This window comes from Micromonospora sp. NPDC049529 (assembly GCF_055586685.1).
The window spans coordinates 97,825-122,508 of sequence record NZ_JBVJHT010000009.1; the positions used below are offsets into that span (position 1 = coordinate 97,825).

At 70.2% G+C, this 24,684-nt stretch carries 27 protein-coding genes; 12 read left to right on the plus strand and 15 right to left on the minus strand.

Going from position 1 to position 24,684, the window contains the following annotated elements; genetic code table 11:
* Positions 1-160 precede the first annotated feature (160 nt).
* The 4 genes from qcrB to ctaE all read right to left on the minus strand — a co-directional run bounded on the left by qcrB (position 161) and on the right by ctaE (position 4,515).
* Positions 161-1,774, minus strand: a complete 1,614-nt coding sequence (gene qcrB / locus ACZ6QQ_RS17005) for a cytochrome bc1 complex cytochrome b subunit (RefSeq protein ID WP_465877253.1) — start codon at positions 1,772-1,774, stop codon at positions 161-163.
* Complete coding sequence (qcrA, locus tag ACZ6QQ_RS17010) at positions 1,771-2,862, minus strand: cytochrome bc1 complex Rieske iron-sulfur subunit (protein ID WP_465877254.1); 1,092 nt, start codon at positions 2,860-2,862, stop codon at positions 1,771-1,773. The genes qcrB and qcrA overlap by 4 nt, the downstream gene beginning before the upstream one ends.
* A 70-nt stretch (positions 2,863-2,932) precedes the next feature.
* A complete protein-coding gene (gene qcrC / locus ACZ6QQ_RS17015; protein ID WP_465877255.1) occupies positions 2,933-3,841 on the minus strand; it encodes a cytochrome bc1 complex diheme cytochrome c subunit in 909 nt (302 codons plus the stop codon).
* Between the two features lie 74 nt (positions 3,842-3,915).
* Positions 3,916-4,515 (minus strand): aa3-type cytochrome oxidase subunit III, encoded by a 600-nt coding sequence (gene ctaE / locus ACZ6QQ_RS17020; RefSeq protein ID WP_465877256.1) that lies wholly within the window; start codon positions 4,513-4,515, stop codon positions 3,916-3,918.
* Positions 4,516-4,624: 109 nt separating this feature from the next.
* On the opposite strand from ctaE, the gene ACZ6QQ_RS17025 reads away from it, so the two are divergent.
* The 3 genes from ACZ6QQ_RS17025 to trpD all read left to right on the plus strand — a co-directional run bounded on the left by ACZ6QQ_RS17025 (position 4,625) and on the right by trpD (position 7,318).
* Positions 4,625-5,611, plus strand: coding sequence for a cytochrome c oxidase assembly protein (locus ACZ6QQ_RS17025; protein WP_465877257.1), 987 nt, complete (start codon positions 4,625-4,627; stop codon positions 5,609-5,611).
* Positions 5,612-5,747: 136 nt separating this feature from the next.
* Positions 5,748-6,158 (plus strand): helix-turn-helix domain-containing protein, encoded by a 411-nt coding sequence (locus tag ACZ6QQ_RS17030; RefSeq protein WP_465877259.1) that lies wholly within the window; start codon positions 5,748-5,750, stop codon positions 6,156-6,158.
* 95 nt (positions 6,159-6,253) lie between these two features.
* Positions 6,254-7,318 (plus strand): anthranilate phosphoribosyltransferase, encoded by a 1,065-nt coding sequence (gene trpD, locus ACZ6QQ_RS17035; protein ID WP_465877260.1) that lies wholly within the window; start codon positions 6,254-6,256, stop codon positions 7,316-7,318.
* A gap of 198 nt (positions 7,319-7,516) precedes the next feature.
* On the opposite strand, the gene ACZ6QQ_RS17040 is transcribed toward trpD, so the two are convergent.
* Both ACZ6QQ_RS17040 and ctaC read right to left on the minus strand, forming a co-directional pair.
* Positions 7,517-7,942 carry a cytochrome c oxidase subunit 4 gene (locus tag ACZ6QQ_RS17040; RefSeq protein WP_465877261.1) on the minus strand — a complete coding sequence of 142 codons (426 nt, stop codon included), beginning with the start codon at positions 7,940-7,942 and terminating at the stop codon, positions 7,517-7,519.
* A gap of 8 nt (positions 7,943-7,950) precedes the next feature.
* Positions 7,951-8,895 carry an aa3-type cytochrome oxidase subunit II gene (gene ctaC / locus ACZ6QQ_RS17045; protein WP_465877262.1) on the minus strand — a complete coding sequence of 315 codons (945 nt, stop codon included), beginning with the start codon at positions 8,893-8,895 and terminating at the stop codon, positions 7,951-7,953.
* 167 nt (positions 8,896-9,062) lie between these two features.
* Here ctaC and ACZ6QQ_RS17050 point away from each other — a divergent pair, with 167 nt between their 5' ends.
* Together ACZ6QQ_RS17050 and ACZ6QQ_RS17055 are read left to right on the plus strand one after the other, a co-directional pair.
* Positions 9,063-10,235, plus strand: a complete 1,173-nt coding sequence (locus ACZ6QQ_RS17050; protein ID WP_465877263.1) for a cysteine desulfurase family protein — start codon at positions 9,063-9,065, stop codon at positions 10,233-10,235.
* Complete coding sequence (locus ACZ6QQ_RS17055) at positions 10,232-10,474, plus strand: sulfurtransferase TusA family protein (RefSeq protein WP_465877264.1); 243 nt, start codon at positions 10,232-10,234, stop codon at positions 10,472-10,474. Before ACZ6QQ_RS17050 ends, ACZ6QQ_RS17055 begins: the two co-directional genes overlap by 4 nt.
* Here the strand turns inward: ACZ6QQ_RS17055 and ACZ6QQ_RS17060 are convergent.
* Positions 10,450-10,818, minus strand: a complete 369-nt coding sequence (locus ACZ6QQ_RS17060) for a hypothetical protein (protein ID WP_465877265.1) — start codon at positions 10,816-10,818, stop codon at positions 10,450-10,452. The genes ACZ6QQ_RS17055 and ACZ6QQ_RS17060 overlap by 25 nt on opposite strands.
* A gap of 111 nt (positions 10,819-10,929) precedes the next feature.
* On the opposite strand from ACZ6QQ_RS17060, the gene ACZ6QQ_RS17065 reads away from it, so the two are divergent.
* From ACZ6QQ_RS17065 to ACZ6QQ_RS17075, 3 genes are all read left to right on the plus strand, one after another.
* Positions 10,930-11,778 carry a helix-turn-helix domain-containing protein gene (locus ACZ6QQ_RS17065; RefSeq protein WP_465877266.1) on the plus strand — a complete coding sequence of 283 codons (849 nt, stop codon included), beginning with the start codon at positions 10,930-10,932 and terminating at the stop codon, positions 11,776-11,778.
* 21 nt (positions 11,779-11,799) lie between these two features.
* A complete protein-coding gene (locus ACZ6QQ_RS17070) occupies positions 11,800-11,994 on the plus strand; it encodes a DUF397 domain-containing protein (RefSeq protein ID WP_465877268.1) in 195 nt (64 codons plus the stop codon).
* A 67-nt stretch (positions 11,995-12,061) separates the two neighbouring features.
* Positions 12,062-12,922 (plus strand): SgcJ/EcaC family oxidoreductase, encoded by an 861-nt coding sequence (locus tag ACZ6QQ_RS17075; RefSeq protein ID WP_465877269.1) that lies wholly within the window; start codon positions 12,062-12,064, stop codon positions 12,920-12,922.
* Between the two features lie 104 nt (positions 12,923-13,026).
* On the opposite strand, the gene ACZ6QQ_RS17080 is transcribed toward ACZ6QQ_RS17075, so the two are convergent.
* The 4 genes from ACZ6QQ_RS17080 to ACZ6QQ_RS17095 all read right to left on the minus strand — a co-directional run bounded on the left by ACZ6QQ_RS17080 (position 13,027) and on the right by ACZ6QQ_RS17095 (position 15,655).
* Positions 13,027-13,515, minus strand: a complete 489-nt coding sequence (locus ACZ6QQ_RS17080; RefSeq protein WP_465877270.1) for a P-loop nucleotide/nucleoside kinase family protein — start codon at positions 13,513-13,515, stop codon at positions 13,027-13,029.
* 16 nt (positions 13,516-13,531) lie between these two features.
* Positions 13,532-14,509: a carbohydrate kinase family protein gene (locus ACZ6QQ_RS17085; protein WP_465877271.1), complete on the minus strand. Its 978-nt coding sequence runs from the start codon at positions 14,507-14,509 to the stop codon at positions 13,532-13,534.
* Between the two features lie 260 nt (positions 14,510-14,769).
* Complete coding sequence (gene erpA, locus ACZ6QQ_RS17090) at positions 14,770-15,147, minus strand: iron-sulfur cluster insertion protein ErpA (RefSeq protein WP_363602933.1); 378 nt, start codon at positions 15,145-15,147, stop codon at positions 14,770-14,772.
* 112 nt (positions 15,148-15,259) lie between these two features.
* On the minus strand, positions 15,260-15,655 hold the full coding sequence (locus ACZ6QQ_RS17095) for a MarR family winged helix-turn-helix transcriptional regulator (protein ID WP_465877273.1): 396 nt from the start codon (positions 15,653-15,655) through the stop codon (positions 15,260-15,262).
* 88 nt (positions 15,656-15,743) lie between these two features.
* Between ACZ6QQ_RS17095 and ACZ6QQ_RS17100 the strand changes: the two genes are divergently transcribed.
* A complete protein-coding gene (locus ACZ6QQ_RS17100; RefSeq protein ID WP_465877274.1) occupies positions 15,744-17,291 on the plus strand; it encodes an MFS transporter in 1,548 nt (515 codons plus the stop codon).
* Between the two features lie 95 nt (positions 17,292-17,386).
* On the opposite strand, the gene ACZ6QQ_RS17105 is transcribed toward ACZ6QQ_RS17100, so the two are convergent.
* Positions 17,387-18,541, minus strand: coding sequence for a glycerate kinase family protein (locus tag ACZ6QQ_RS17105; protein WP_465877275.1), 1,155 nt, complete (start codon positions 18,539-18,541; stop codon positions 17,387-17,389).
* Positions 18,542-18,608: 67 nt separating this feature from the next.
* Between ACZ6QQ_RS17105 and nadA the strand changes: the two genes are divergently transcribed.
* From nadA to ACZ6QQ_RS17120, 3 genes are all read left to right on the plus strand, one after another.
* Positions 18,609-19,778, plus strand: coding sequence for a quinolinate synthase NadA (gene nadA / locus ACZ6QQ_RS17110; RefSeq protein WP_465877276.1), 1,170 nt, complete (start codon positions 18,609-18,611; stop codon positions 19,776-19,778).
* Positions 19,779-20,015: 237 nt separating this feature from the next.
* Positions 20,016-21,371 (plus strand): UDP-N-acetylglucosamine 1-carboxyvinyltransferase, encoded by a 1,356-nt coding sequence (murA, locus tag ACZ6QQ_RS17115; protein WP_465877277.1) that lies wholly within the window; start codon positions 20,016-20,018, stop codon positions 21,369-21,371.
* 79 nt (positions 21,372-21,450) lie between these two features.
* Positions 21,451-22,065 carry a DUF3043 domain-containing protein gene (locus ACZ6QQ_RS17120; RefSeq protein ID WP_465877278.1) on the plus strand — a complete coding sequence of 205 codons (615 nt, stop codon included), beginning with the start codon at positions 21,451-21,453 and terminating at the stop codon, positions 22,063-22,065.
* A gap of 72 nt (positions 22,066-22,137) precedes the next feature.
* Here the strand turns inward: ACZ6QQ_RS17120 and ACZ6QQ_RS17125 are convergent, their stop codons facing one another.
* The 3 genes from ACZ6QQ_RS17125 to ACZ6QQ_RS17135 are packed head-to-tail and all read right to left on the minus strand — an operon-like array spanning position 22,138 to position 24,684.
* Entirely contained in the window at positions 22,138-23,166 is a 1,029-nt protein-coding gene (locus ACZ6QQ_RS17125) for an ABC transporter ATP-binding protein (protein WP_465877279.1), read from the minus strand.
* Positions 23,163-23,984 (minus strand): ABC transporter permease, encoded by an 822-nt coding sequence (locus tag ACZ6QQ_RS17130; RefSeq protein ID WP_465877280.1) that lies wholly within the window; start codon positions 23,982-23,984, stop codon positions 23,163-23,165. Before ACZ6QQ_RS17130 ends, ACZ6QQ_RS17125 begins: the two co-directional genes overlap by 4 nt.
* Positions 23,977-24,684: an ABC transporter permease gene (locus ACZ6QQ_RS17135; RefSeq protein ID WP_465877281.1), complete on the minus strand. Its 708-nt coding sequence runs from the start codon at positions 24,682-24,684 to the stop codon at positions 23,977-23,979. The genes ACZ6QQ_RS17130 and ACZ6QQ_RS17135 overlap by 8 nt, the downstream gene beginning before the upstream one ends.

Genomic DNA, 24,684 nt, shown 5'->3' on the forward strand with positions numbered 1-24,684 from the left:
ACGTTGATCATGAAGTTAGCGCGCGTCCGGAGCGAAAAACCTGCGCTAACTTCATGATCAACGGCGCAAGGGAACGGGGGGTGGGGTGGGGTGGGGGAAAGCCGTGGCGCCCGCCGGGTTGGCGGGCGCCACGTTGGGGCTGGTGGTGCGGGAGGGGGGGTTAGTGCTTGCTGCCGATTTCCTCGCGATCCAGGGGTTCCACCGGGGGGTGGCCCGGTGAGACGGGGGCCTCGACCGGCTTCTCGATCGGGTAGAAGAAGCCCTTGATGGCCGGCCCGAGCGCGCCGAGGCGGTTCATCTTCTTCGGGACCACCCAGCCGACGTACTCAAGCTGGCCGTGGCCGTGCTCGTCGGTGTCGGCCAGCGGCTGGTGCACCTCGATGAAACGACCGTCCGGCAGGCGGCGGATGATGCCGGTCTCGACGCCGTGCGCCAGCACCTCGCGGTCGTGCTGCTGGAGACCCAGGCAGAGCCGGTAGGTGACGTAGTACGCCAGCGGCGGCACCAGGATCAGACCGATCCGGCCGGCCCAGGTCATCGCGTTCAGGCTGATGAAGAACTTGTCGGCGATGACGTCGTTCGCCCCGGAGAGGGTCAGCACCAGGTAGAACGAGACCGCCATCGCACCGAGCGCGGTACGGCTGGGGTTGTCCCGGGGGCGCTGCAACAGGTTGTGGATCTTGTTGTCCTTGTTCAACCGCGCTTCGATGAACGGGTAGAAGATCGGCAACATGGTCAGGATGCCCGGCAGTACGACGGTCGGCCAGAACAGCGGCGGGATGACGTACCCGTCACCGATCGGCAGGTTGATCTGCCAGGCCGGCATCAGTCGGGTCGACCCGTCGAGGAACATGACGTACCAGTCGGGCTGGCTGGCCGAGGAGACCACCCATGCCTCGTACGGGCCGAACAGCCAGATCGGGTTGATCTGGAACAGACCGCCGAGCAGCGCGATCACGCCGAAGACGATCATGAAGAAGCCGCCCTGCTTCAGCGCGTAGCGGGGGAACATCCGCTCCCCGACCACGTTGCTGTTGGTCCGGCCGGGGCCGGGCCACTGGGTGTGCTTCTGCTTGAAGACCAGGCCCAGGTGGGCGGTGATCAGCGCCAGCAGCAGACCGGGGATCAGCAGCACATGGGCGATGTAGAACCGGCTGATGATGATGTCGCCGGGGAACTCGCCATTGAAGATCGACGAGGTGAGCCAGGAGCCGATCACCGGGATGGAGAGCATGATCGCCGAGGCGATCCGCAGGCCGGTGCCGGAGAGGCCGTCGTCCGGGATGGAGTAACCGCTGAAGCCGGCCAGGAAGCCGATCCAGAACAGCAGCGTACCGATGATCCAGTTCAGCTCACGCGGCTTGCGGAACGCGCCGGTGAAGAAGATCCGCATCATGTGCACGACGATCGACGCCATGAACATCAGCGCGGCCCAGTGGTGCATCTGCCGCATGATCAGACCACCGCGGACATCGAACGAGATGTCCAGGGTGGAGGCGTACGCGGCCGACATGTGCGCCCCGCGCAGCGGCGCGTAGCTGCCGTTGTACGTGACCTCGGTCATCGCCGGCTCGAAGAAGAAGGTCAGGAACACACCGGTCAGCAGCAGCACGACGAACGAGAACAGCGCGATCTCGCCCAGCAGGAACGACCAGTGGTCCGGGAAGACCTTGTTCAGCAGCGCCCGCAACGGGGTGGCCACCTGCAGCCGGTCGTCGACCTCGCCGGCAGCCTTGCCCGGCACCGCTGCTACGTCGAACTTTCGGCGCTTCACGGCCGCTCCCAGAAGTCTGGCCCGACGGTCTCGGTGAAGTCGGACTTCGCCACGAAGAAGCCTTCCTCGTCCACCTCGATCGGCAGCTGAGGCAGGCGACGGCTGGCGGGCCCGAATACCGGCCGGGCATTGCTGGTGATCAGGAACTGCGACTGGTGACACGGGCAGAGCAGCCGGTTGGTCTGCTGCTCGTACAGGCTCGCGGGACAGCCCGCGTGCGTGCAGATCTTCGAGAAGGCGATGTAGTTGCCCCACATGAAGTTCGCGTGCCCGGTGTCCTCGTTGGCGATCTGGGCCCGGCGGGCGTCGTCCTCGCGCAGGTGGATCAGGAGGGTCGGGGAGTCGGCGTGCTTGTTGCTGACGCCGTCCTCGATGCCCGGGAAGACGGTGAGCTGGCCACCGGCGCTGACGTCCTCGGGACGCAGCGGCGAGCCGTCCTCGCGGGTCAACCGGATCTTCTTGCCACCCTCGGCCGGAGCCCAGCCGGTGGTGAACATCTGGTTGTTCTTGTGCGGCTGCTGGATCAGACCACCGACCAGCGGTGCCGCCGCGACCAGACCGACCGGGGCGAGCCCGGCCAGCGCGGCGAAGCCGAGCAGCGGCCGGCGCTTGAAGCCGAGTTCCTCGGCCATGTAGACGATCGTGCTACCGGCGATCTTCCGGTCGGTCGGGTCCGAGCCGCCGTCGTGCCGACCCTGGATCGACACCTCCTTCGGCAGCAGCTTCTTGCCCCAGGCGAGGATGCCGAAGCCGATGCCGAGCAGCGCGAGGCCGAGGGTCAGGCCGAGCAGCGGGGTGAAGACCTTGTCGTCGCCGGAGCCCGGCTTGTACTCCCACGGCCACCAGATGTAGATCGCCAGGAAGGCGGTCGAGGCCAGGCCGGTGAGCAGGAAGAACAACGAAATCGTACGGGTCAGCCGACGCTCGGCCTTGGTGCCGAGGACCGGGAACGGCGGCTCGTAGTGGACGATCTCGATGCCGTCCCGGCGCGCACCTTCCTTCATGACCTCGAAGTGCGACAGCCTGGGGTCGTGCAGGTCGAGCTCGTCCTGCTCGGCCGTCCCGTGGCTAGACGTGCCGGTGCTCATGCCATCCCCTCGCTGCACTCGGCGCTGGCATGAGTAGACACAGCACCGATGATTCGTTCGCTCCGCTCACTCATGACTTCCCCGCAATCCAGAGACTGGTGAAGACCAGCGCGACGATGCCGACCAGGAAGATGGCCAGACCCTCGGTGGACGGCCCGAACCGGCCGAGGTTGAAGAAGCCACCCGGGTCCTGCTCGTGCTTCAGCGTCTCCTGCACGAACGCGATGATGTCCGCCTTCTCCTCCGGGCGGATCTGGTTGTCACCGAAGACCGGCATGTTCTGCGGGCCGGTGAGCATCGCGGCGTACAGCTGCCGGTCGGTGGCCGGCTTCAGGTTGGGGGCGAACTTGCCCGAGGAGAGGGCGCCACCGCCGCCGCCGAAGCCGTGGCAGGCGGCACAGTTGATCCGGTAGAGCTCGCCGCCCTCGGCGACGTCCCCGCCGGCCCGCAGGTTCTCGCGCTCGGGCACCTGCGGCCCACCGCCGAGTTCCTGGACGTACTGGCCGAGCTGGGTGGTCTGGTCCTCGTTGAAGACCGGGGGCTTCCGCTCGGCCTGGGCCTCCTGGCGGCCCAGCGGCATCCGGCCGGAGCCCACCTGGAACTCGACCGAGGCGGAGCCGACGCCGATCAGGCTCGGCCCGCGGCCCTCGATGCCCTGGGCGTTGCGGCCGTGGCAGGAGACGCAGCTGACGTCGAAGAGCGCCTTGCCCTCCTGGGCCGCGCTGGAGAGCTGCGGGGTGTCCTGCGCCTGTAGACCGGGCGCGAACACGGTGTAGGCACCGCCGGCCAGGATCAGGGCGGCCACCAGGCGCACCGCGGCGCCCAGCCGCCGGCGGCCCCGGCTGCGGGGCGCGGACCGGCCGCTGCGCAGCCGCGCGAAGATGCCGCGTTGGCGATCGCCCCGGCTGGCCCGCGTCCCGGGGCCGCCCGCGTCGGAGCCGGCCGCGCCGGATCGCGCGCTGGGGGTGTCAGAAGTCATGGCCTGTGTCCTTAACGGTGTCTCGACCTTTTCTCAGGGACGGGGCGTCGGCGCGCAAGGTGACGGCGCCATGATCACTGAAGCCAGTAGATCATGCCGTACAGCGCAATCCACACGACGTCGACGAAGTGCCAGTAGTAGGACACGACGATCGCCGAGGTGGCCTGAGCCGGGGTGAACCGACCCATGGTGGTGCGCATCATGAAGATGATGAACGCGATCAGACCACCGGTGACGTGTAGGCCGTGGAAGCCGGTGGTCAGATAGAACATCGATCCGTAGCCGTCCGTGTTGATCTTGACGCCCTCGTGCACCAGGGTGCGGTACTCGTTGAGCTGACCAAGCACGAAGATCAGGCCCATCACGAAGGTGAGCGTGAACCAGCGCCGCAGCGCGTGCACGTCACCCCGCTCCGCGGCGAAGACGCCGAGCTGGCAGGTGACCGAGGACAACACCAGGATCACCGTGAACGTCGTCGCGTACGGGACGTTGAGCACCTCGGTGTGCTTCTCCCACTGCTCCGGTGCAGCCGCACGGATGGAGAAGTACATCGCGAAGAGCGCCGCGAAGAACATCAGTTCGCTGGAGAGCCACACGATCGTCCCGACGCTGACCATGTTGGGACGCGTCAGAGAGTGGATCCGGCTCTTGTCAATGGCTGGGGCCGCTGTCACGCGGTCATTATTGCCCCCGATCAGCACCCGCGATCCTCGGGGTGGCAAAACCGGCACGAGTTCCGGGGTAGTTAACCCCGTCCGGTTCGACTGGCCTAGCCTGAAAAACGTGCTGCGCGTCGATCCGATCCACACCCTCACCTCGACCTTGACACCATCCCTGGCGTCGGCCGAGGGTTCCGCTCCGCCCCCGTTCACCGTCTCCGCGATCTTCAGCCAGACCAGGCTGGACAGCTGGCTGGCCGTCGGGCTCGTGCTCGCCACCGGCCTCTACCTGTACGGGGTCCACCGGCTGCGGGTACGCGGCGACCACTGGCCGGTCTCCCGTACGGTGCTGTTCATCGGCCCCGGACTCGGCTCGATAGCGGCGGTCACGGTCAGCGGACTGCACGCGTACGACACGTCGCTGCTCTCCGTACACATGGTCCAGCACATGGTGCTGTCGATGATCGCACCGATCTTCCTCGCGCTCGGCGCACCGATGACCCTCGCGCTGCGTACGCTCACCGGTGCGCCGCGTCGCCGACTGCTCGCCGTGGTGCACAGTCGGGTGGCCCGGGTGCTCGCCTTCCCGTTGTTCGCCTTCGGGCTGTTCGTGGTCAACCCGTTCGTGCTCTATTTCACTGACCTCTACCGGTTCACCCTCGAACACGCGTGGGCGCACGAACTGATCCACGCCCATTTCATCCTCACCGGCTGCCTGTTCTTCTGGCCGCTGGTCGGGCTGGACCCGCTCCCCGGCCGCTGGCCGTACCCGGCGCGGGCGCTGTTGATGCTGCTCTCGGTGCCGTTCCACACCGTGCTCGGGCTCACCGTAATGCAGAGTTCCACCCTCTTCGGCGGCGACTGGTACCCCTCGCTCGCCCTCGACTGGGCCGACCCCTGGTCCGACCAGAAGGTCGCCGGCGGCATCCTCTGGGCCGGTGGCGAGTTCGTCAGCGTGACAATGATCGCGGTCCTGGTGTTGCAGTGGATGCGCCAGTCCGAGCGCGAGGCCCGCCGGGTCGACCGGGAACTCGACCGCCAGGAGGCCCGCGAACACGCCGAGGCCGCCGCCGGCTCCGCTGCCGCCACGCCGGCGGACACGCCGGGCTGAGCGCGGGCGGCCGGGGCGACGTACCCCCGGTCCCGCCATCCGGGCGGGCCCGGCCCCGGTCCACGGGTGGAACCGGGGCGCCCGGCGGCGCCCGGTACGATCAGCGGGCAGCTACGACCTGGGAGCCCTGGGACCGATGACCGAACGCCTTTACACCGTCCTGCTGTACAGCGACGACCCGCAGGTCCGGGACCGGATGCGCCTCGCCGTGGGCACCCGCCCGGCCAGTGACCTCACGGTCGAGTTCGTCGACGCCTCCAGCTACGCGGAGTGTGTCCGGCTGGTCGACACCTACGAGATCGACCTGATGGTGCTCGACGGTGAGGCGACCCCGGCCGGCGGCATCGGCATCGCCCGGCAGATCAAGGACGACCGTGAGGACGCGCCGCCGACCTGCGTGGTGATCGCCCGCGCGGCGGACCGATGGCTGGCCGCGTACGCCCAGGTCGACGCGACCCTGGTGCACCCGCTCGACCCGGTGACCACCGGCCGGACCGTCGCCGACCTGCTGCGCGTACGCGCGAGCGGGGCGAGCACCGCGGCCTGACGCCGGCCCGGCCCGACCCGCTCCCCTGCGGCTCGGGCCCACCGGGGACGCTCCCGCCACAGCCCGTATCCCAACCCCCGCTCGGGAGGCCCACCGTGGGCGAACGGACCTGGTCGAACCTTCTCGCCGCGCTGCTGCGGGCCGAGGAACTGTCCACCGCCGACACGGCCTGGGCGATGGGCGAGATCATGTCCGGGTCGGCCACCCCGGTCCAGATCGCCGGGTTCGCGATGGCGCTGCGGGCCAAGGGCGAGACCTCCCCCGAGCTGGCCGGTCTGGTCGAGGCGATGCTCGCCAACGCGGTGCTGGTGGACCTGCCGGACGAGATCCGGGCCGGCGCGGTCGACGTGGTCGGCACCGGCGGCGACCGGGCGCACACGGTCAACATCTCGACGATGACCGCGATGGTGGTGGCCGGAGCCGGCGTACGCGTGGTCAAGCACGGCAACCGGGCCGCCTCCTCCTCGTGCGGTGCCGCCGACCTGCTCGAATTCCTCGGCATCCCGCTCGACCTCAGCCCGGCCGGGGTGGCACGGTGCGTCACCGAGGTCGGGATCGGCTTCTGTTTCGCCGCCCGGTTCCACCCCGGCTTTCGACACGCCTCGGTTCCGCGCCGGGAACTCGGCGTGCCGACCGCCTTCAACTTCCTCGGTCCGCTGACCAATCCGGGCCGCCCCCGGGCCGCCGCCGTCGGCTGCTTCGACCAGCGGATGGCGCCGGTGATGGCCGGCGTGTTCGCCGCCCGTGGCGACTCGGTGCTGGTGCTGCGCGGTGAGGACGGGCTGGACGAGTTCAGCACCGCCGCGCCGACCCGGGTCTGGATCGCCAGCAACGGCCGGGTGACCGAGACGGTGCTCGACTCGCTCGACCTCGGCCTGCCCCGCTCCGCCCCGGGTGACCTGCGCGGCGGCGACGCCACCTTCAACGCCGACGCGGCCCGCCGGCTGCTCGCCGGGGAGCGCGGACCGGTCCGGGACGCGGTGCTGGTCAACACGGCCGCCGCGCTGGCCGCCGCCAAGGGTCTGGACGGCGATCTGACCACCTCGATGCGCGAGGGGCTGCGGGTCGCCGAGGAGTCGATCGACTCCGGCGCCGCCGCCCGTACCCTCGACCGTTGGATCGAGGTCGCCAGGGCCGCCAAGGCCGCCGAAGAGGGCTGACACCCTCCCCGACCCTACCCACCGGCCGGTTCGGGCCGCTGGCAGCACTTTCGCGGGGCTTTTCGCGGGTGTCTGTGCGCCGTCGTCTGATCAGTTCGCGCAAAAAACCGTCGACCGGGGATCCGGCGGTGGTCGACCCTCAGCGGGGTCGAGCCACCGGGGGGATCCCCGGTCGACGGCGGTGAACGTGCTGCCGGCTCAGTGCTCGGCGGTGCGCCGGGTGCCGGAGTAGTACTCGAAGAGCAGGCCGCAGGCGGAGAAGATGACCGCGAGCAGGCCCACGCCGATCAGCCACCAGAGCCAGAACACCAGGCCGAGGCCGGCGATGCTGGCCGACACGGCCAGGCCGAACGGCCAGTAGCTGCCGGGGCTGAAGAAGCCGACCTCACCGGCGCCCTCGGAGATCTCCGCGTCCGGACGGTCCTCCGGACGCGGGTCGATCCGCCGGGAGACGAACCAGAAGAAGCCACCGCACATCAACAGGAGCAGGGTGGACAGCGCCAGCGCGGTGCTGCCGATCCAGTCCACGTGGCCCATCTGGCCATCGGTCCAACCCGCGTAGACGAAGGTCGCGATGAACAGAAAGACCGCGAGGATGCCGAAGAGGCGCCACTCAGACTTCATGCCCGTCCTCAGCTTCCCACGCCGGTAGCGCTGGTCTTGTTGAAGTTGTTCTCGTCACGCCGGGTCTTGAACGGCTCCGTCGTGGTGGCCAGCGGGTCCTCGCCGATCGAGGTGAGCGCGTCCTGGGTCGACTGGCCGGCCTTCTTCGCCGCCAGGAACCGGTCGTACTCCTCCGGCGAGACCACCCGCAGCTCGAAGTTCATCATCGAGTGGTAGGTGCCGCAGAGTTCGGCACAGCGGCCGACGTACGCGCCCTCGGTGGTGAGCCGGTCGACCTCGAAGACGTTGCGGACGTTGCCCGGGAAGACGTCCCGCTTGAAGAGCAGCTCGGGCACCCAGAACGAGTGGATGACGTCCTTGCTGGTCTCCTCGAACCGGATGCTGCGGTCGGTCGGGAGCACCAGAACCGGGATCACCTCGGTGGTGCCGAGGGTCGAGGCGACCGTGTTCGCGTCCGCGCCGATGCCGTCGCGGTAATTGAACTGCCAGTTCCACTTGAACGCGACGACCTCGACGGTCACGTCCGGGTTCTTCGACGTCCGGTCGACATCGGTCTGGATGATCGCGGTGTAGTAGAAGAGCACCGCCACGATGAGGACCGGCGCGATGGTGTAAAGGAACTCCATCGGCATGTTGAACCGGGTCTGCACGGGCAGCGAGTCACCGCGCTTGCGGTAACGGATGATGCACCAGAAGATCAGGCCCCAGACGAATACCCCGACCGCGAGTGCGGCGATCGCCGACGCGATCCAGAGGTCGTACATCCGGTGCGACTGCGGAGTGATTCCGCCCTGCGGCCAACCGAAGCCGTGAACCGCCTTGCCGACGTCACAGCCGGTGAGCAGGGTCAGCAGCGCCGCGCCACCGACACCGAGCCCGGCGAGCCGCACGGCATTACGCCGTTGGCTGCGCCTTCCGGCCGTGGGCCGTACATCTGAACCCCTTGCGACCACCTGGTCCTGCCTCCCTAGCGCGCCGCTGGTGTCTGTTTTCCGTACCAACAGCAAAGGCGTCACCGACGGTCGCAGATTACTCGACCATGCCGGGCTGGACGGCTCTGGGGTCACTCTGTCCCCCAATGGGGATCTTGCTCGATCCGTCACGGGTTAACGTAACGAGTGTGAACCCCGTACCGCCGCCGGAGAGCGTAACGCCGGTCTACTTCGACACGGCGACTGCCGCTCCACTGCATCCGGTGGCCCGCCAGGCCCTGCTCGCCGCCCTGACCGACGGCTGGGCCGACCCGGCCAAGCTCTACACCCAGGCCCGCCGGGCCCGCCAGCTGCTCGACGCCGCGCGGGCCGCGACCGCCGACATCCTGCGGGTACGCCCCGACGAGCTCTCCTTCACCGCCAGCGGCACCACCGCCGCGCACGCCGCCGTGCTCGGCGGGTTGGCCGGGCGCCGCCGAGCGGGCGGCACACTCGTGCACTCGGCGATCGAACACTCCGCCGTGCTGCACGCCGCGCAGGTGCACGTGGCGGCCGGCGGCGCGGCGGTGTCCGTACCGGTGGACCGGCTCGGCCGGATCGACCCGGACGCCTGGGCGGCGGCGGTGACCGCCCCCGGTGTGGCGTACGCCGCACTGATCAGTGCCAGTCACGAGGTCGGCACGGTGCAGCCGGTGACGGCGGCGGCCGAGATCTGCGCCACTGTCGGGGTGCCGCTCTACGTCGACGCGGCCCAGTCGGTCGGCCGGGTGCCGCTGCCCGAGGGCTGGTCGGTGCTGTCGGCCAGTGCGCACAAGTGGGGCGGGCCGCCGGGGGTGGGGCTGCTGGTCGTCCGCAAGGGCACCCGCTGGGTGTCGCCCTATCCGGAGGACGAGCGGGAGGCCGGGCGTACGCCGGGGGTGTTGAACCTGCCGGCGATCGTGGCGGCGGCGGCCGCGCTGCGGGCGGTGACCGCCGACGCGGCGGCGGAGGCGGCCCGGCTCTCGACCCTGGTCGACCGGATCCGGGCGACCGTGGCCGCGACGGTCCCGGACGTCGAGGTGGTCGGCGACCCGGACGACCGGCTGCCGCACCTGGTCACCTTCTCCTGCCTGTACGTCGACGGCGAGGCGCTGCTGCACGCGCTGGACCGGCGCGGGTTCGCCGTCTCCTCCGGCTCGTCCTGCACCTCTTCGACGCTGGAACCGTCGCACGTGCTGGCCGCGATGGGAGTGTTGTCACACGGCAACGTGCGGGTCTCGCTGCACCGCGAGAGCACCGCCGCCGAGGTGGACCGCTTCCTGGCCGAACTGCCGACAGTCGTGGCCGACCTGCGGGCCGAGGCCGGGGTGGTGGGCCTGTGACCGGGTCGACCGATCCGGTCGAGGTGCTGGACTGTCGGGGCCAGCGCTGCCCGCTGCCGGTGATCGCCGCCGCCCGCCGAATGCCCGACCTGCCGATCGGCGCGGTCCTGCGGGTCCTCGCCGACGACCCGGCGGCGGCCCTCGACTTCCCCGCCTGGTGTCGGCTGCGCGGCCAGGAGTTCGTCGCTGCCGTCTCCGTCGACGGCTCCCCCGCCTACGACCTGCGCCGCCTCCAGTGACCCTCGTTGCGCGGCGGCGGCACGCACTCGTCGGTCGCGTACGCGGCTGAGGGCTGGTCGATCCAGATCAGGCGCAACCGCCGGCCGGTACGGCGGAGAACCCGCATCGCGATCTCCGCGTTCGGGAAGCTTCCGGTGAGGGTTCTGTCGTCCGCGCTGAGCCAGACGCGCTCCTCGAACGCGACGCCCCAGGCGTAGACCCGCCCGTCGAGGCGGTCGCCGTACTCCTCGCAGACGGCGAAGCGCCGGGGTGCGTAGTCGGTGGCCAGTTCGACCATGAGCTGGTGGAACTCCTCGGGCGTGCCGAGCGGGGTGTCGACCGGTACGGGCATCACGTCGTCCATCTCAACCTCCTGCGCATCACCTGTTGCTATACGTATAGTCGACTCCCTTGCGTAATGGAAGGGCTACCGGGATGATGCTCTGTATCGATCCCCGTTGGAGGTGCCGTACCCGTGACGACTCGTACCGACCCTTCCGCGCTGCGCTGGCTGATCGGCGCCGAGCTGAGCCGCTACCGGCGCGACGTACCGATGTCGCTGAGCGAACTCGCCACCGCGACCGGGATCGGCAAGCCGAAGCTCGGCCACATGGAGAGCGGTCGCTACCAGCAGTTCCCGGACGACATCGCGACCGTGCTGAGCGCCTGCGGGGCCGACCAGGCAGCGATCGAACGGCTCACCTCGCTGGCCACCCGCTCCGACGCCAAGACCTGGTGGGCACCGTGGGCGAACGTGATGCCGGACTGGTTCAAGACCTACGTCGGGCTCGAAGGGCTCGCCGAGGGTGCCTTCGTCTTCGAGTCGATGGTGATCCCCGGACTGCTCCAGACCGAGGAGTACGCCCAGGCGCTCACCATCGGCACCGGCTTCGTCCGACCCGACCACGCCGAACGGTTCGTGTCCTTCCGTCAGACCCGCGCCCGGCGGCTGACCGAGGACGAACCGCTGACCCTGCACGCGGTGATCGGCGAGGCGGCACTGCGCCTGCGGGTCAACGGCGACGAGACCCGCCGCGCCCAGCTCGCCCACCTGGTGAAGATGTCCGAGCTGCCGAACGTCACGGTCCAGGTGATCCGCCCCGAGGACGGCCCACATCCGGCGACGCCGATCGGCAAGTTCGTGGTGCTGGAGTTCGGCAACGTCCGGCCGATCGCCTACACCGAACTGCTCGACGGAGCGATGTACGTGCAGGATCCGGACAGCGTCCGGACTTATAGCATGGTGGCAGACAACCTGCGCCAGGTCGCCCTCTCCCCCGCCGATTCACGGGCGATGATCCGGGAGCTGGCCGATCCGGCCTAGCCACCACCCCGGAGGCCCCTCGTGTCCACCCCCGACCTGAGCCACGCCCACTGGGTCAAGAGCAGCCGCAGCGCCAACAACGGCGACTGCGTCGAGTGCGCGTTCCAACCCACCACGGTCGCCGTACGCGACAGCAAGGACCCGTCCGGCCCCGTGCTGCTCTTCGACCGCGCCGCCTGGGCCGCGTTTCTGTCCTCTTCTCGCGCCCGGCGATGAGTTCTCGGGTCGGCACGGGTTGTACCTCCTGACGGATGCAATCGAGCCGGAGGGATTGTGCTGACCCATGGCAACCAACGAACCCACTTCGACGAACGAACCCGCTTCGACCAACGAAGAGCAGATCCGCGCGCTGATCGAGCGCTGGGCCGGGGCGGTGCACGGTGGTGACCTGAACGGCGTACTCGCCGATCATGCCGAGGATGTCGTGATGTTCGACGTGCCGCCGCCGTACGAGGGGGTGCGCGGGCTCGACGCCTACCGGGACACGTGGCCGCCGTTCTTCGAGTGGCAGCGCACAGGCGCCGCGTTCGAGATCGAGTCGCTGGAGATCACCGCCGGTGAGGACGTCGCCTTCGCGTACGCCCTGGCGCGCTGCGGCACCGAGCGGGATCTCGCCGCCAACCCGGCCAACCGCCTCCGGCTCACCTTCGGTCTACGCCGGCAGAGTGGCCGCTGGGTGATCGCCCACGAGCACCACTCGTTCCCGCTGGCTGACCCGGAAGGCGACGATCTCGACGCCGAGCGGGAGGTACGTGACCTGCACGAGCGGTGGTTCGCCGACACCGCCGCGAAGAACCTGGACGGCATGATGGCCGCCATCGCCGACGACGTCGTCTCGTACGAGCACGAGGAGCCGCTGCGCTACGTCGGCATCGACGCCGTACGCGAACTCTGCAAGCGCAACCTCGACGCCGTTTCCGATGGAACGGCCGTCAGCTGGACGGTCCCCGACCTGAAGATCCTGGTACGCGGCGATCTCGCCGTCGCCTGGGGACTCAACCACGTACGGATCGAGCCGCCCGACGCCGCGCCCATCGACACCTGGTCACGCGGCACCCGAGTCTTCGAACGCCGCAACAACACCTGGCTGCTAACCCACCAACACCTCTCCATCCCCCACTCCCCCACCGACCTCCACCGCTGACCAAGGCCGTTGATCATGAAGTTAGGGCACCTCTGAGCGCGAAAAACCCGCGCCAACTTCATGATCAACGCCGCTAGCGCGGGTAGCGCGGGTAGCGGTGGTGGTTACTGGAGGTAGGTGAGGATGGCGGGGAGGGGGTCGCCGGGGATGGAGGTGTCGACGATCAGGCGGGGGCCGATGTAGGGCTCGTACTCGGCGCGGCGCACCAGGGTCTGGTCCCAGGTGGGAGTCAGGGGCGCGGCGGGTCGCTGTTCCACGCGGCGGCGGTGTTCGGCCTCGTCGGCGCAGCAGACCTCGATCACCCGCAGTGGCACCCCGGCCCGCTCGGCCAGATCGTGCCAGAGGCCACGGGCCGAGGCGACCGGGTTGACCGCGTCGACGATCACCGGCAGGCCGAGGCCGAGCTGCACCTCGGCCAGCGCGGCGACGCTCAGGTAGGAAAGGTGGCCGGCGGAAATGCCGTGCTCGGCGAGGACCCGTTCGATCGGGTCGACCGGCAGGACCGGCGCGTTCAGGGCCGCCCCGAGCCGGGCCGCCAGGGTGCTCTTGCCCACCCCGGGCAGCCCGGCGAACGCGACCAGCGGTTCGCTCACAGGTACGGGCACCCGCTCACGCGTTCAGGTACGGCCGGATGTCCTCGGCCGCCTCGCCCCCGTACGACTCCGCCATCCGCTTGATGAACAGGTCGCTGCGGACCTCGTACTCCTGCGGGCCGACGGTTTCCAGCACGTGGGTGGCGATCAGCGAGCCGACCTGGGCGGCCCGTTCCAGGCCCAGTCCCCAGGAGATGGCGGCGAGGAAACCGGCCCGGAAACCGTCGCCGACACCGGTCGGGTCGGTGGCCTCGATCTCGCGGGCGATCGGCACCCGGAACGGCGCGAAGTCGCGGCCGGCGATCTCCACCCCGTCCTTGCCGAGGGTGGTGACCCGGACCTTGACCCGCTCCAGGAGCTGGGCGTCGGTCAGCCCGGCCTTGCTCTGCAGCAGCGACTTCTCGTACTCGTTGGTCATCAGGTACTCGGCGCCGTCGATCAGGGCGTTGACGTCGCTGCCGTCCATCCGGGCGAGTTGCTGCGACGGGTCGGCGGCGAAGGCGTAGCCGCGCTCCCGGCACTCGGCGGAGTGGCGGAGCATCGCGGCCGGGTCGTTCGCGCTGACCAGGACCAGGTCGAGGCCGCCGACGCGGTCGGCGACCGGGGCCAGTTCGATGTTGCGGGCCTCGCTCATCGCCCCGGCGTAGAAGGAGGCGATCTGGCACATGTCGAGGTCGGTGGTGCAGACGAAGCGGGCGGTGTGTGCGACCTCGCTCACGTGCACCGAGTCGCAGTCGACGCCGTGACGCTCCAGCCAGGAGCGGTAGTCGGCGAAGTCGGCACCGACCGCGCCGAGCAGGATCGGCCGCAGCCCGAGTTGGGCCATGCCGAAGGCGATGTTGGCCGCCACCCCACCCCGGCGCAGGACGAGGTCGTCGACGAGGAAGGAGAGGGACACCTTGTCGAGCTGGTCGGCGAGGAGTTGGTCGGCGAACCTGCCCGGGAAATGCATCAGGTGGTCAGTGGCGATCGAGCCAGTAACGGCGATCTTCATGTCGGCCCTCGGGTCGGTGTCGGTTGTACAGCCGAGTCAGACTACCGGCCCGGTCACCGTGTCGTCGCCGGTCCGTCGGTTAGCGGCCATCGGCGAGCAACGGTGAAGAAAACCTTTCCGGTACGACAGAAGCGAGGCCTCCCCGCCGCCTTCGCTGCCCAGCCGGCGTGTCGACACGTCGGACGGGCAACGGAGGCGGCCTGGGAGGCCCCGCCGGTGGTTCGTGGGACACGCCGGGGGCGTGTCGCCGAACGGTCGACTCAGTGGAACGAGTCGCCGCAGGCGCAGGAGTTCTGCGCGTTCGGGTTGTCGATGGTGAAGCCCTGGGCGTCGATCCGGTCGGCGAAGTCGATGGTCGCGCCGGTGAGGTAGGGAACGCTCATCCGGTCGACGACCACCTCGACGCCGCCGAAGTCGTTGACGACGTCGCCGTCGAGCGAACGCTCGTCGAAGAAGAGCTGGTACCGCAGGCCGGAGCAGCCACCCGGCTGGACGGCGACCCGCAGCCGCAGGTCGTCGCGGCCTTCCTGCTCGATCAGGGCCTTGACCTTCTGCGCCGCGATGTCGGTGAGGACGATGCTGCTTGGGGCCTTTGCCTCGGTCGACTCAGTCGACTCGGTCTGCACTGGCGTGGTCACGTGAAAGTCTCCCCTGCGACGGTGTCTTTGGGTCCGTACTGGCCAACGCTAGCCCTCTGACCGGCCATTCCCAATGTGGTTCGGATCTAATTGTAGGTCGATGAGGTGCGGGTCACCCGGCTGCCGGCACCGGGGCCGGGCCGAGGCTCGTTTCCAGCACCGCCCGCTGGGTGGGCCTGGCCTCTTCCTGCCGCTGCCGACCGGCGTCGGTCAGCGTGACGAAGACGCCGCGACGGTCCTGCTCGCAGAGCGCCCGGCAGACCAGCCCGTCGCGCTCCAGCCGGGCGACCGCCCGGCTCAGTGCGCTCTGACTCAGGTGTACCAGTTCGGCCAGTTCCTGCATGCGCAGTTTGGCCGCCTCGGTGGTGGCGAGCCGGTCGATCACCTCGAACTCGCTCATCCCGAGGCCGTGCCGGTCCTGCAGCTCACGTTCGAGCGCACACGAAGCCGCCGCGTACCTGCTGGCGAGCTGGCGCCATTCGGTTACTAGCCGGTCGTCTTCGGACACGTTCGCGATCGTACCAGATGCTCAGTCAAAATGTGTTCACGCACTTATTGCTTGTGCATTAGATGCAGGCGCAAGTAAGTTCCCTGGCATGGCGCTTCCCACGACTCCGGCCAAATCCGACTCCGAGCCACCATCCGGGCACGACGCCCCGCTCCCGACCACCGGCGCCGGGCCGCACATGACCGCCCGGCTGTACGGCACCCTGCTCGTACTCTGTGGCGCGCTCTTCCTCGACGGACTCGACATCTCGATGGTCGGCGTGGCACTGCCCTCGATCCAGAGCGATCTCGGCCTGTCCAACTCGGCCCTCCAGTGGATCGTCAGCGGCTACGTGCTCGGCTACGGCGGCCTGCTGCTGCTCGGCGGCCGGGCCGCCGACCTGCTCGGCCGGCGTCGGGTCTTCCTCTGGGCGATCGGCGTGTTCGCCGTCGCGTCGCTGCTCGGCGGCCTGGTCGACGACCCGAACCTGCTGATCGGCACCCGCTTCGTCAAGGGCGTCGCCGCCGCGTTCACCGCACCGGCCGGCCTGTCGATCATCACCACCACGTTCCACGAGGGCCCGGCCCGCAACCGGGCGCTCAGCTTCTACACCGCCTGCGGGGCCAGCGGCTTCTCCATGGGCCTCATCCTCGGCGGGCTGCTGACCGAGGCCGGCTGGCGCTGGACCTTCCTGCTGCCCGCGCCGATCGCCCTGGTCATCCTGCTCACCGGCATCAAGCTCATCCCGCGTCACCGCACCGAGCGTCCGGCCGGTGCCGGCTACGACCTCGGCGGCGCGGCCACCTCCACCGCGGCGCTACTGCTCCTGGTGTACGCCGTGGTCGAAGCGCCGAACGCCGGCTGGCTGTCGGCCCGTACGCTCGGCTCGTTCGCCCTGGTGGCGGCGCTGGTCGTGGCGTTCGTGGCGATCGAACGACGGGTTGCCCACCCGCTGGTGCGCCTCGGCATCCTGCGTGACCGGACCCTGGTCCGGGCCAACCTGGGCGCGCTCGCGGTCACCGGCTCCTACATCGGCTTCCAGTTCATCGGCACCCTGTACGTGCAGGTGGTGCTCGGCTGGTCGCCGCTGTCGATGGCGCTGGCGTTCCTGCCGGCCGGGCTCATCGTCGCCTTCGGCGGGCCCCGGACCGGCGGGCTGGTCAACCGGTTCGGCACCGCCCCGGTGGTGGCCGGCGGCTTCGTCGCCTTCCTGGCCGCGTACCTGCTCTTCCTGCGGATCGACGGGCAGGCGAACTACGTGGGCGTGATCCTGCCCACGATGCTGCTGCTCGGCGCCGGGTTCGCGCTGGCCTTCCCGACGCTGAACATCCAGGGCACCTCCGGCGTCGCCGACGAGGAACAGGGTCTCGCCTCCGGGCTGGTCCAGACCTCGTTCCAGATCGGTGGGGCGATCGCGCTGGCCGGGGTCACCGCCATCCTGGCCAGCGACGCGCCGGCCCCCGGTCACGTACCGGACTCGTTCTACCCGGCGATCGGGCTGGTCAGCGTGATCGCGGTGTTCGGCCTGCTGGTCGCCGTGGTCGGCGTGCTCGACCGGCGGGGGCGGCACCGCGGCGCTCCGGTCGACCGCAGTGGGCTCGACCACCTGCCGGCGGACTACGGCCGGGCCGAACTGGAGCGGATCGGCCGCGCCTGAGGGACGAGGCGGAGCGGAGCGGCCGCGTCCGAGGGGGGCGCGGTTGGGCGGAAGGGGGCCCCGGACGGGGTCCCCTTCCGCCTGTCCACCACCGCTCAGCGGCTCCACTGACCGGCGAGGCGGGCGCTGACCGCGCGCAGCCCCTCGGCCGGGCGGGTCATCGCCCGCTCGACCCCGCCGTGTTCCTCGCCACCGAAGTGGTCCACCAGGCTGTACGACTCGGTCACCCCGGCCGCCGCCGCCTCCCGCCGCCCGGCGCTGACCCGACCGGCCAGCACCACGCAGGGCAGGCCCCGGTCGCGGGCCGCACCCGCGATCCCGGCGACCACCTTGCCGCGCAGCGACTGGTGGTCGAACGAGCCCTCACCGGTGATCACCAGATCGGCCTCGTCCAGCGCGGCGGCCAACCCGATCTTGTCGCTGACCAGGGCGATACCCGACTCGCAGCGCCCGCCGAGGGCGAGGATCGCCGCGCCGAGCCCACCGGCCGCACCGGCACCGGGCAGGGCGGCCAGGCCCGGCGGGCAGGTCGGCAGGTCCCGCTCCAGCACCCCGGCGAACACCTCCAGCGCCGAGTCGAGCAGGAACACGTCCTCGCGGGAGGCGCCCTTCTGCGGGCCGTACACGTTCGAGGCGCCGTGCAGACCGGTCAGCGGGTTGTCCACGTCCGTCGCGGCGACCAGTTCCACCTCCCGCAGCCGGGGTGCGCCGGCCAGCGACGCGGCGGCGGTCAGCGCGGCACCCCCGTACGGCAGGGCGTGGCCGATCTCGTCGATCGGGGCGGCGCCGAGCGCGGCGAGCATGCCCGCACCGGCGTCGTTGGTGGCCGAGCCACCGAGCCCGATCACCACCCGTCGGGCCCCCGCCTCGACCGCGGCGGCGACCAGCAGCCCCAGCCCGTACGAGGTGGTGGTCTTCGGGTCACGCTCGTCCGGGGCGAGCAGGTGCAGGCCGCAGGCCATCGCGCTCTCGACGTACGCGGTGGGTCCGCCACCGGCGGCGTCCGGGTCGGTGACGAGGATCTCGCCCTGCGCGGGGCGGCCGAGCGGATCGACGGTCGGCACCGTCAGCCGCCGCCCGGCGACCGCCTCGGCGAGCACCTCGACGAAGCCCGGACCGCCGTCGGCCAGCGGTCGGGCGATGGCCTGGTCCCCGGGCGCGGTGTCGTGCCAGCCGGCGATCACGGCGGCGGCCACCTCGGGGGCGGAGAGAGTACCGGCGAATTTGTCTGGACAGATCAGAACCCGCATCCCGGCAGTGTGGCAGCCCACATCGGCAGCCGCTGTAGCCGGCCCGCGCTGTGGGAGCATGGAGGGCGTGACTTCGACCTGGGTAGAGCCGTCAAACACCGCTGCCGCCCTGCTCCTGCTGGGTCGCGGGACCGACCCGGACAGTGAGCGTGGCGTGGACTGTCCGGGGGAGCTGCCCCCACCGAGCGACCCGAACCTGGTCGCCCGGGCGACCGCGGCGAAGGCCAAACTCGGCCAGCGGGTGTTCGTGCTCGGCCACCACTACCAGCGCGACGAGGTGATCCAGTTCGCCGACGTGACCGGCGACTCGTTCAAGCTGGCCCGCGAGGCCGCCGCCCGGCCGGACGCGGAGTACATCCTCTTCTGCGGCGTGCACTTCATGGCCGAGAGCGCCGACATCCTCACCACCGACAGGCAGCAGGTGATCCTGCCCGACCTGGCCGCCGGCTGTTCGATGGCGGACATGGCCGCGCTGCCGCAGGTCGAGACGGCCTGGGAGGTGCTGGAGGAGCTGGGCGTCGCGGGTTCGACGGTGCCGGTGACGTACATGAACTCGTCGGCGGACATCAAGGGCTTCGTCGGCCGCAACGGCGGTGTGGTCTGCACCTCGTCGAACGCCGAGCGGGCGTTGCGCTGGGCGTTCGAGCGCGGCCAGCGGGTGCTGTTCCTGCCCGACCAGCACCTGGGCCGCAACACCGCCGTGCTGGAGCTGGGGCTGGACGCGGACGACTGTGTGCTCTACGACCCGCACAAACCCGGCGGCGGGCTCACCCCGCAGCAGTTGCGCGAGGCCAAGATGATCCTCTGGCGCGGGCACTGCTCGGTGCACGGCCGGTTCACACTCAGCAGTGTGAACGAGGTTCGGATGCGGGTGCCCGGGGTAAACGTGCTGGTGCACCCGGAGTGCCGTTACGACGTGGTGACGGCCGCCGACTATGTGGGTTCCACCGAGTACATCATCAAGATGATCGAGGCCGCGCCGGCCGGCTCGGCCTGGGCGGTCGGCACCGAGCTGAACCTGGTGCGCCGGCTCGCCAACGCCCACCCGGACAAGCAGATCATGTTCCTCGACCGGGCGGTCTGCTACTGCTCGACGATGAACCGGATCGACCTGCCACACCTGGTCTGGGCCCTTGAGGAGCTGGTCGCCGGCCGCGTGGTCAACCAGATCACGGTGGACCCGGACACCGCGCACCACGCCAAGGTGGCGCTGGACCAGATGCTCGCCCTCCCGTGAGCAGACCCAACTACGTGCAGTAATGGCCGCCGTACCGATAGGCAGTGACGTCCCGATTTCGTGCCATCTAGGTCGGGGTGACCAACGCCATTTCGGTCACGGAGCGCTATGCTGCCCAGGCGACACAGAGCCAGCCGTATCCCCGCGGCTGCGCCCCGCGGGCTACGGCCGTGAGTGACGCTCAGCCGCCGCCCCGCACCCCTTTTACCCGGCAGCACCTATCCGCTGGAGGTTGCGTTGACCGACGACGTTCTGGTCGTGCACGGAGGTACCCCGTTGTCGGGGAAGATCCGGGTCCGCGGCGCCAAGAATCTTGTTTCGAAGGCGATGGTCGCCGCCCTGCTCGGCGACACCCCGAGCCGCCTGTTCGACGTGCCGCGCATCCGCGACGTCGAGATCGTCAAGGGTCTGCTGGAACTGCACGGAGTCCGGGTCAGTGACGGCGCCGAAAACGGCGAGCTGGTCTTCGACCCGGCGAACGTGGAGAGCGCCACCACGGACGAGATCAACGTGCACGCCGGGTCGAGCCGGATCCCGATCCTGTTCTGCGGGCCCCTGCTGCACCGGCTCGGCCACGCGTTCATCCCCGACCTGGGTGGCTGCCACATCGGCCCCCGGCCGATCGACTTCCACATCCAGGCACTGCGGCAGTTCGGCGCGATCGTCGACAAGGCGCCGGAGGGCATGCACCTCACCGCACCGAGTGGTCTGCACGGCACCAAGTTCGAGCTGCCGTACCCGAGTGTCGGGGCGACCGAGCAGGTGCTGCTGACCGCCGTGATGGCCGAGGGCGTCACCGAGCTGCGCAACGCGGCGGTGGAGCCGGAGATCATCGACCTGATCGCGATCCTGCAGAAGATGGGCGCGATCATCAAGGTGCACACCGACCGGGTGATCGAGATCCAGGGGGTGTCCCGGCTACAGGGCTACACCCACCGGCCGATCCCGGACCGGATCGAGGCGGCGAGCTGGGCAGCGGCGGCACTGGCCACCGGCGGCGACGTCGAGGTGCTCGGGGCCGAGCAGGTCGACATGATGACCTTCCTGAACGTGTTCCGCTCGGTCGGCGGCGCGTACGAGGTCACCGACGCCCGCCCGCCGAAGCTCGGCTCGGCCGGCCAGGAGGGCGGCATCCGGTTCTGGCACCCGGGCGGTGAGTTGCAGGCCGTGGCCCTGGAGACCGACGTCCACCCCGGCTTCATGACCGACTGGCAGCAGCCCCTGGTGGTCGCGCTGACCCAGGCCCGGGGCCTGTCGATCGTGCACGAGACGGTGTACGAGCAGCGGCTGGGCTACACCGAGGCGCTGAACAAGATGGGCGCCACCATCCAGGTCTACCGCGACTGCCTGGGCGGCACCCCGTGCCGGTTCGGCCGGCGCAACTTCAAGCACTCTGCGGTGATCGCCGGGCCGAGCAAGCTGCACGCGGCCGACCTGGTCATCCCGGACCTGCGGGCCGGCTTCAGCCACCTGATCGCCGCGTTGGCCGCCGAGGGCACCTCCCGGGTGTACGGCGTCGACCTGATCAACCGTGGGTACGAGGACTTCGAGGCGAAGCTCTCGGACCTCGGCGCCCACGTGGAACGCCCGTAAAGTCCGGATCGCGTCGCGGCTGACGCTTTCCGCACACCGTGATGTGTGGAAGGCGTCAGCCGCCCGCTACCCTTCATCCGTGCCGTCGTTGTTTCGCCGTAAGTCCACCGACCTTGTCGAGGAGAACGTCACCGAGGTGACCTCCGACGAGGCGAACGAAGCCGCCCGCCCCCGGGGCTACACCCCGAGCAAGAAGGAGCTCGGCGTGCAGACGCCGAAGCGTCCGAGTGCCGGGCGTCGAGCGGGTGCCGTGGAGACCCGGCCCCCGGCGAACAAGCAGGAGGCACGGGAGCGCCGCCGGGCCGCGCGCGCCGAGGCGGCGGCCGAGTTCCGGCGCGAGGGCGGACCCCGCGACCGGGGACCGGAGCGGATGCTGGCCCGCGACGTGGTCGACTCGCGTCGCACGATCGGCACCTGGTTCTTCGGTGGCGCCCTGATCGTGCTGATCGGTTCGTCGGGCGCGATGCCGCCGGCCGTACGGCTGGTCTCGAACCTCCTCTGGGGTGCGCTCGCCATCGGTCTGGTGATCGACTCGATCCTGATCTCGCGGAAGATCGGCAAGCTGGTGCGTGAGCGGTTCCCCAAGACCCAGCTGCGGATGGGTTCGCTCTACCTCTACGCGATCATGCGGTCGATCACGTTCCGCCGGATGCGCGCCCCGGTCCCCCGGGTCAACATCGGCGACAAGATCTAGTCCACCGCCCTCGGCGAGCGCCGCCGTGGCGGCCAGCGCGGCGAGTCGCCCCGGACGCCTTCGCCATCCTGGTCACGGAGCACCCGTGCGGTCCGTACGTGATGCCGGTTCCGCCGCCTGCGACGGGATGACGACGGGCGGCGCCGGGGCCCGGTAGAGGCGGCGGACCACGTCCTCGATGTCCGGCTCGACGATGGCGAGGTCGCGCAGGGTCGCCAACCCGGCCAGCCGGGCGACCACCTCCCCCGCCGTCGCCGACTCCAACTCGAAGACCAGCCGCCGACCGTCCGCCTCGACCCGGCGCACCGGGGCGCCCGGCAGCACCGGCGGATCCGCCAGCGGCTCGTCCAGGTCGACCACGACCAGGCGACGGGAACCGTACCGGGCGTGCAACGCGTCGATGCCACCGTCGTGCATCACCCGACCGTGATCGATCACCACCAACCGCCGGCAGAGCCGTTCGATGTCGGCCAGGTCGTGCGTGGTGAGCACCAGGGTGGTGTCACCGGCCCGGCCCAGCTCGCCGAGGAACTCCCGGACCGCCTGCTTGCTCACCAGGTCCAGGCCGATCGTCGGCTCGTCCAGGAAGAGCACCTCCGGCCCGTGCAGCAGCGCCGCGGTCAACTCGCCGCGCATCCGCTGACCGAGGGAGAGCTGCCGGACCGGGGTGCCGAGGAACTCGTCCAGGTCGAGCAGGTCCCGGCAGCGGCGCAGCCGGGCGGCGTGCTCGGCGGCCGGCACCCGGTAGATGTGCCGCAGCAGGTCGAACGACTCCCGCAGCGGCAGGTCCCACCAGAGCTGGGAACGCTGACCGAACACCACGCCGATCCGCAGCGCCAGCCGGGTCCGCTGGGCCACCGGGGTCAGCCCGCAGACGCGTACGTCGCCACCGGAGGGCATCAGCACACCGGTGAGCATCTTCAGGGTGGTGGACTTCCCGGCGCCGTTCGGCCCGATGTAGCCGACCATCTCGCCCCGGGCCACCGTCAGGTCCACCCCGTCGACCGCGCTGACCACCTTCTTCGCCCGGCGCAACCGGCCGACCTTCACCCGTACGGTGAACTCCTTGCGCAGCCCGCGCGCCTCGATGACGTCGCTCATGACCCCGTACTCCGGTAGTGTCCGATGCCGACCCGCCAGGCGGCGGCGGCGCCCACGGCGGCCAGCCCCGCGACGCCCGGCGCGACCCAACCGACCCAGCCCGGCAGGCCCACCGGGTCGGCCCGGCCGAGCAGCGCCAACGCCGGGTAGTAGGCCACGAAGGCGAACCCCAGGCCGTACGCGAAAATTGTCCGGAACCATCCACCGTAGACGGTGATCGGGTACGCGGTGAAGTCCCGCCCGCCGTAGGTGAAGGCGTTGCCGACCTCGCCCGAGTCGATCCACCAGAACGCCAGCGTGGCCGAGGCGACGAAGATCGCGCCGAAGAAGACGGTGCCGGCGACCGGGGCGACCACCACCAGCAGCACCCGCGCCGGGGTCCAGTCGATGTCGGCCGCCACCAGCGCCACCACCAGCACGGCGAGCCCGAACACCGCCCGGGACAGCTTGCGCAGCGGCAGGTCCATCAGCAGCAGTTGCGGCAGCGCGCCGAGCGGGCGTACGAGCACGGCGTCCATCAGCCCGGTCCGGACGTACTGCCGGACCCGCTCGATGTTGCCGACGGTCAGGTCGGCGGTGGCGAAGGAGCAGGCGGACAGGCCCACCATCACCATCGTCTCGCGTACGTCGAACCCGCCGAGGGTCCGGGTCACCCGGAACAGCACGAGCACCGTGACCACGTCGAACACGGTGGCGCCGACGTTGCCGACCAGGTCGACGACGAACGAGGTCCGGTACGACGCCTGCGACCGCGCCTGCCCGCGCAGCAGCGCCAGATAGCCCGCTCCCGCCCCGGCGGTGCGAAACGGGTCAGCCACCCTGCACCACCAGTCGCCGTTCGGCCCGCCGCTGCACGCCGTGGCAGGCCCACAGCAGCAGCACCGCCCAGACCACCTGTACGCCGACCATCGCGGCCTGCGTCGACAGCCGGTCGCGTTCGACCACCACGTCGAGCGGGGTCTGCATCAAACTCGGGAACGGGGTGGCCAGCCACAGTGGCACGCTGACCCGGTCGGGCAGGAAACGCAGCGGGAAGTAGAGCCCGGCGAGGACACCGGAGGCGAGCGTCCAGAGCAGCATGGGCCCGCGCGCGTCCTCCAGCCAGTACGTCGTCGCGTTGACCAGGAAGCGGCAGCCGAACGACACGACCACGGCGAGGACCATCGAGACCAGGAACAGTGGGGCGGTCTGCCACCGGGTCGGCAGGTAGACGTCGAAGAAGAGCGGGCCGGTGAGCAGCGGCGGGACGAACCTGGTGAGCACCGCGTACGCCGCCCGTCCCAGGTCGGTGGCGAGGTAGCCGAGCACCGGGTGCACCGGTCGGAGCAGGTCGGTGGCGATGTCCCCGGTCCGGATCCGATCAGCCAGGTCGGTCCAGCCCCAAAGGCCCACCACGGCGAGCAGTCCCTGCCCGACCCAGACGAAGGTGGCCAGTTGCGCCGGGTCGTAGCCGGCCGCCCGGCCGCCGGCCCCGGTCGCCACGGCGAGCAGGATGTAGCACTTGAGGAAGCCGAACAC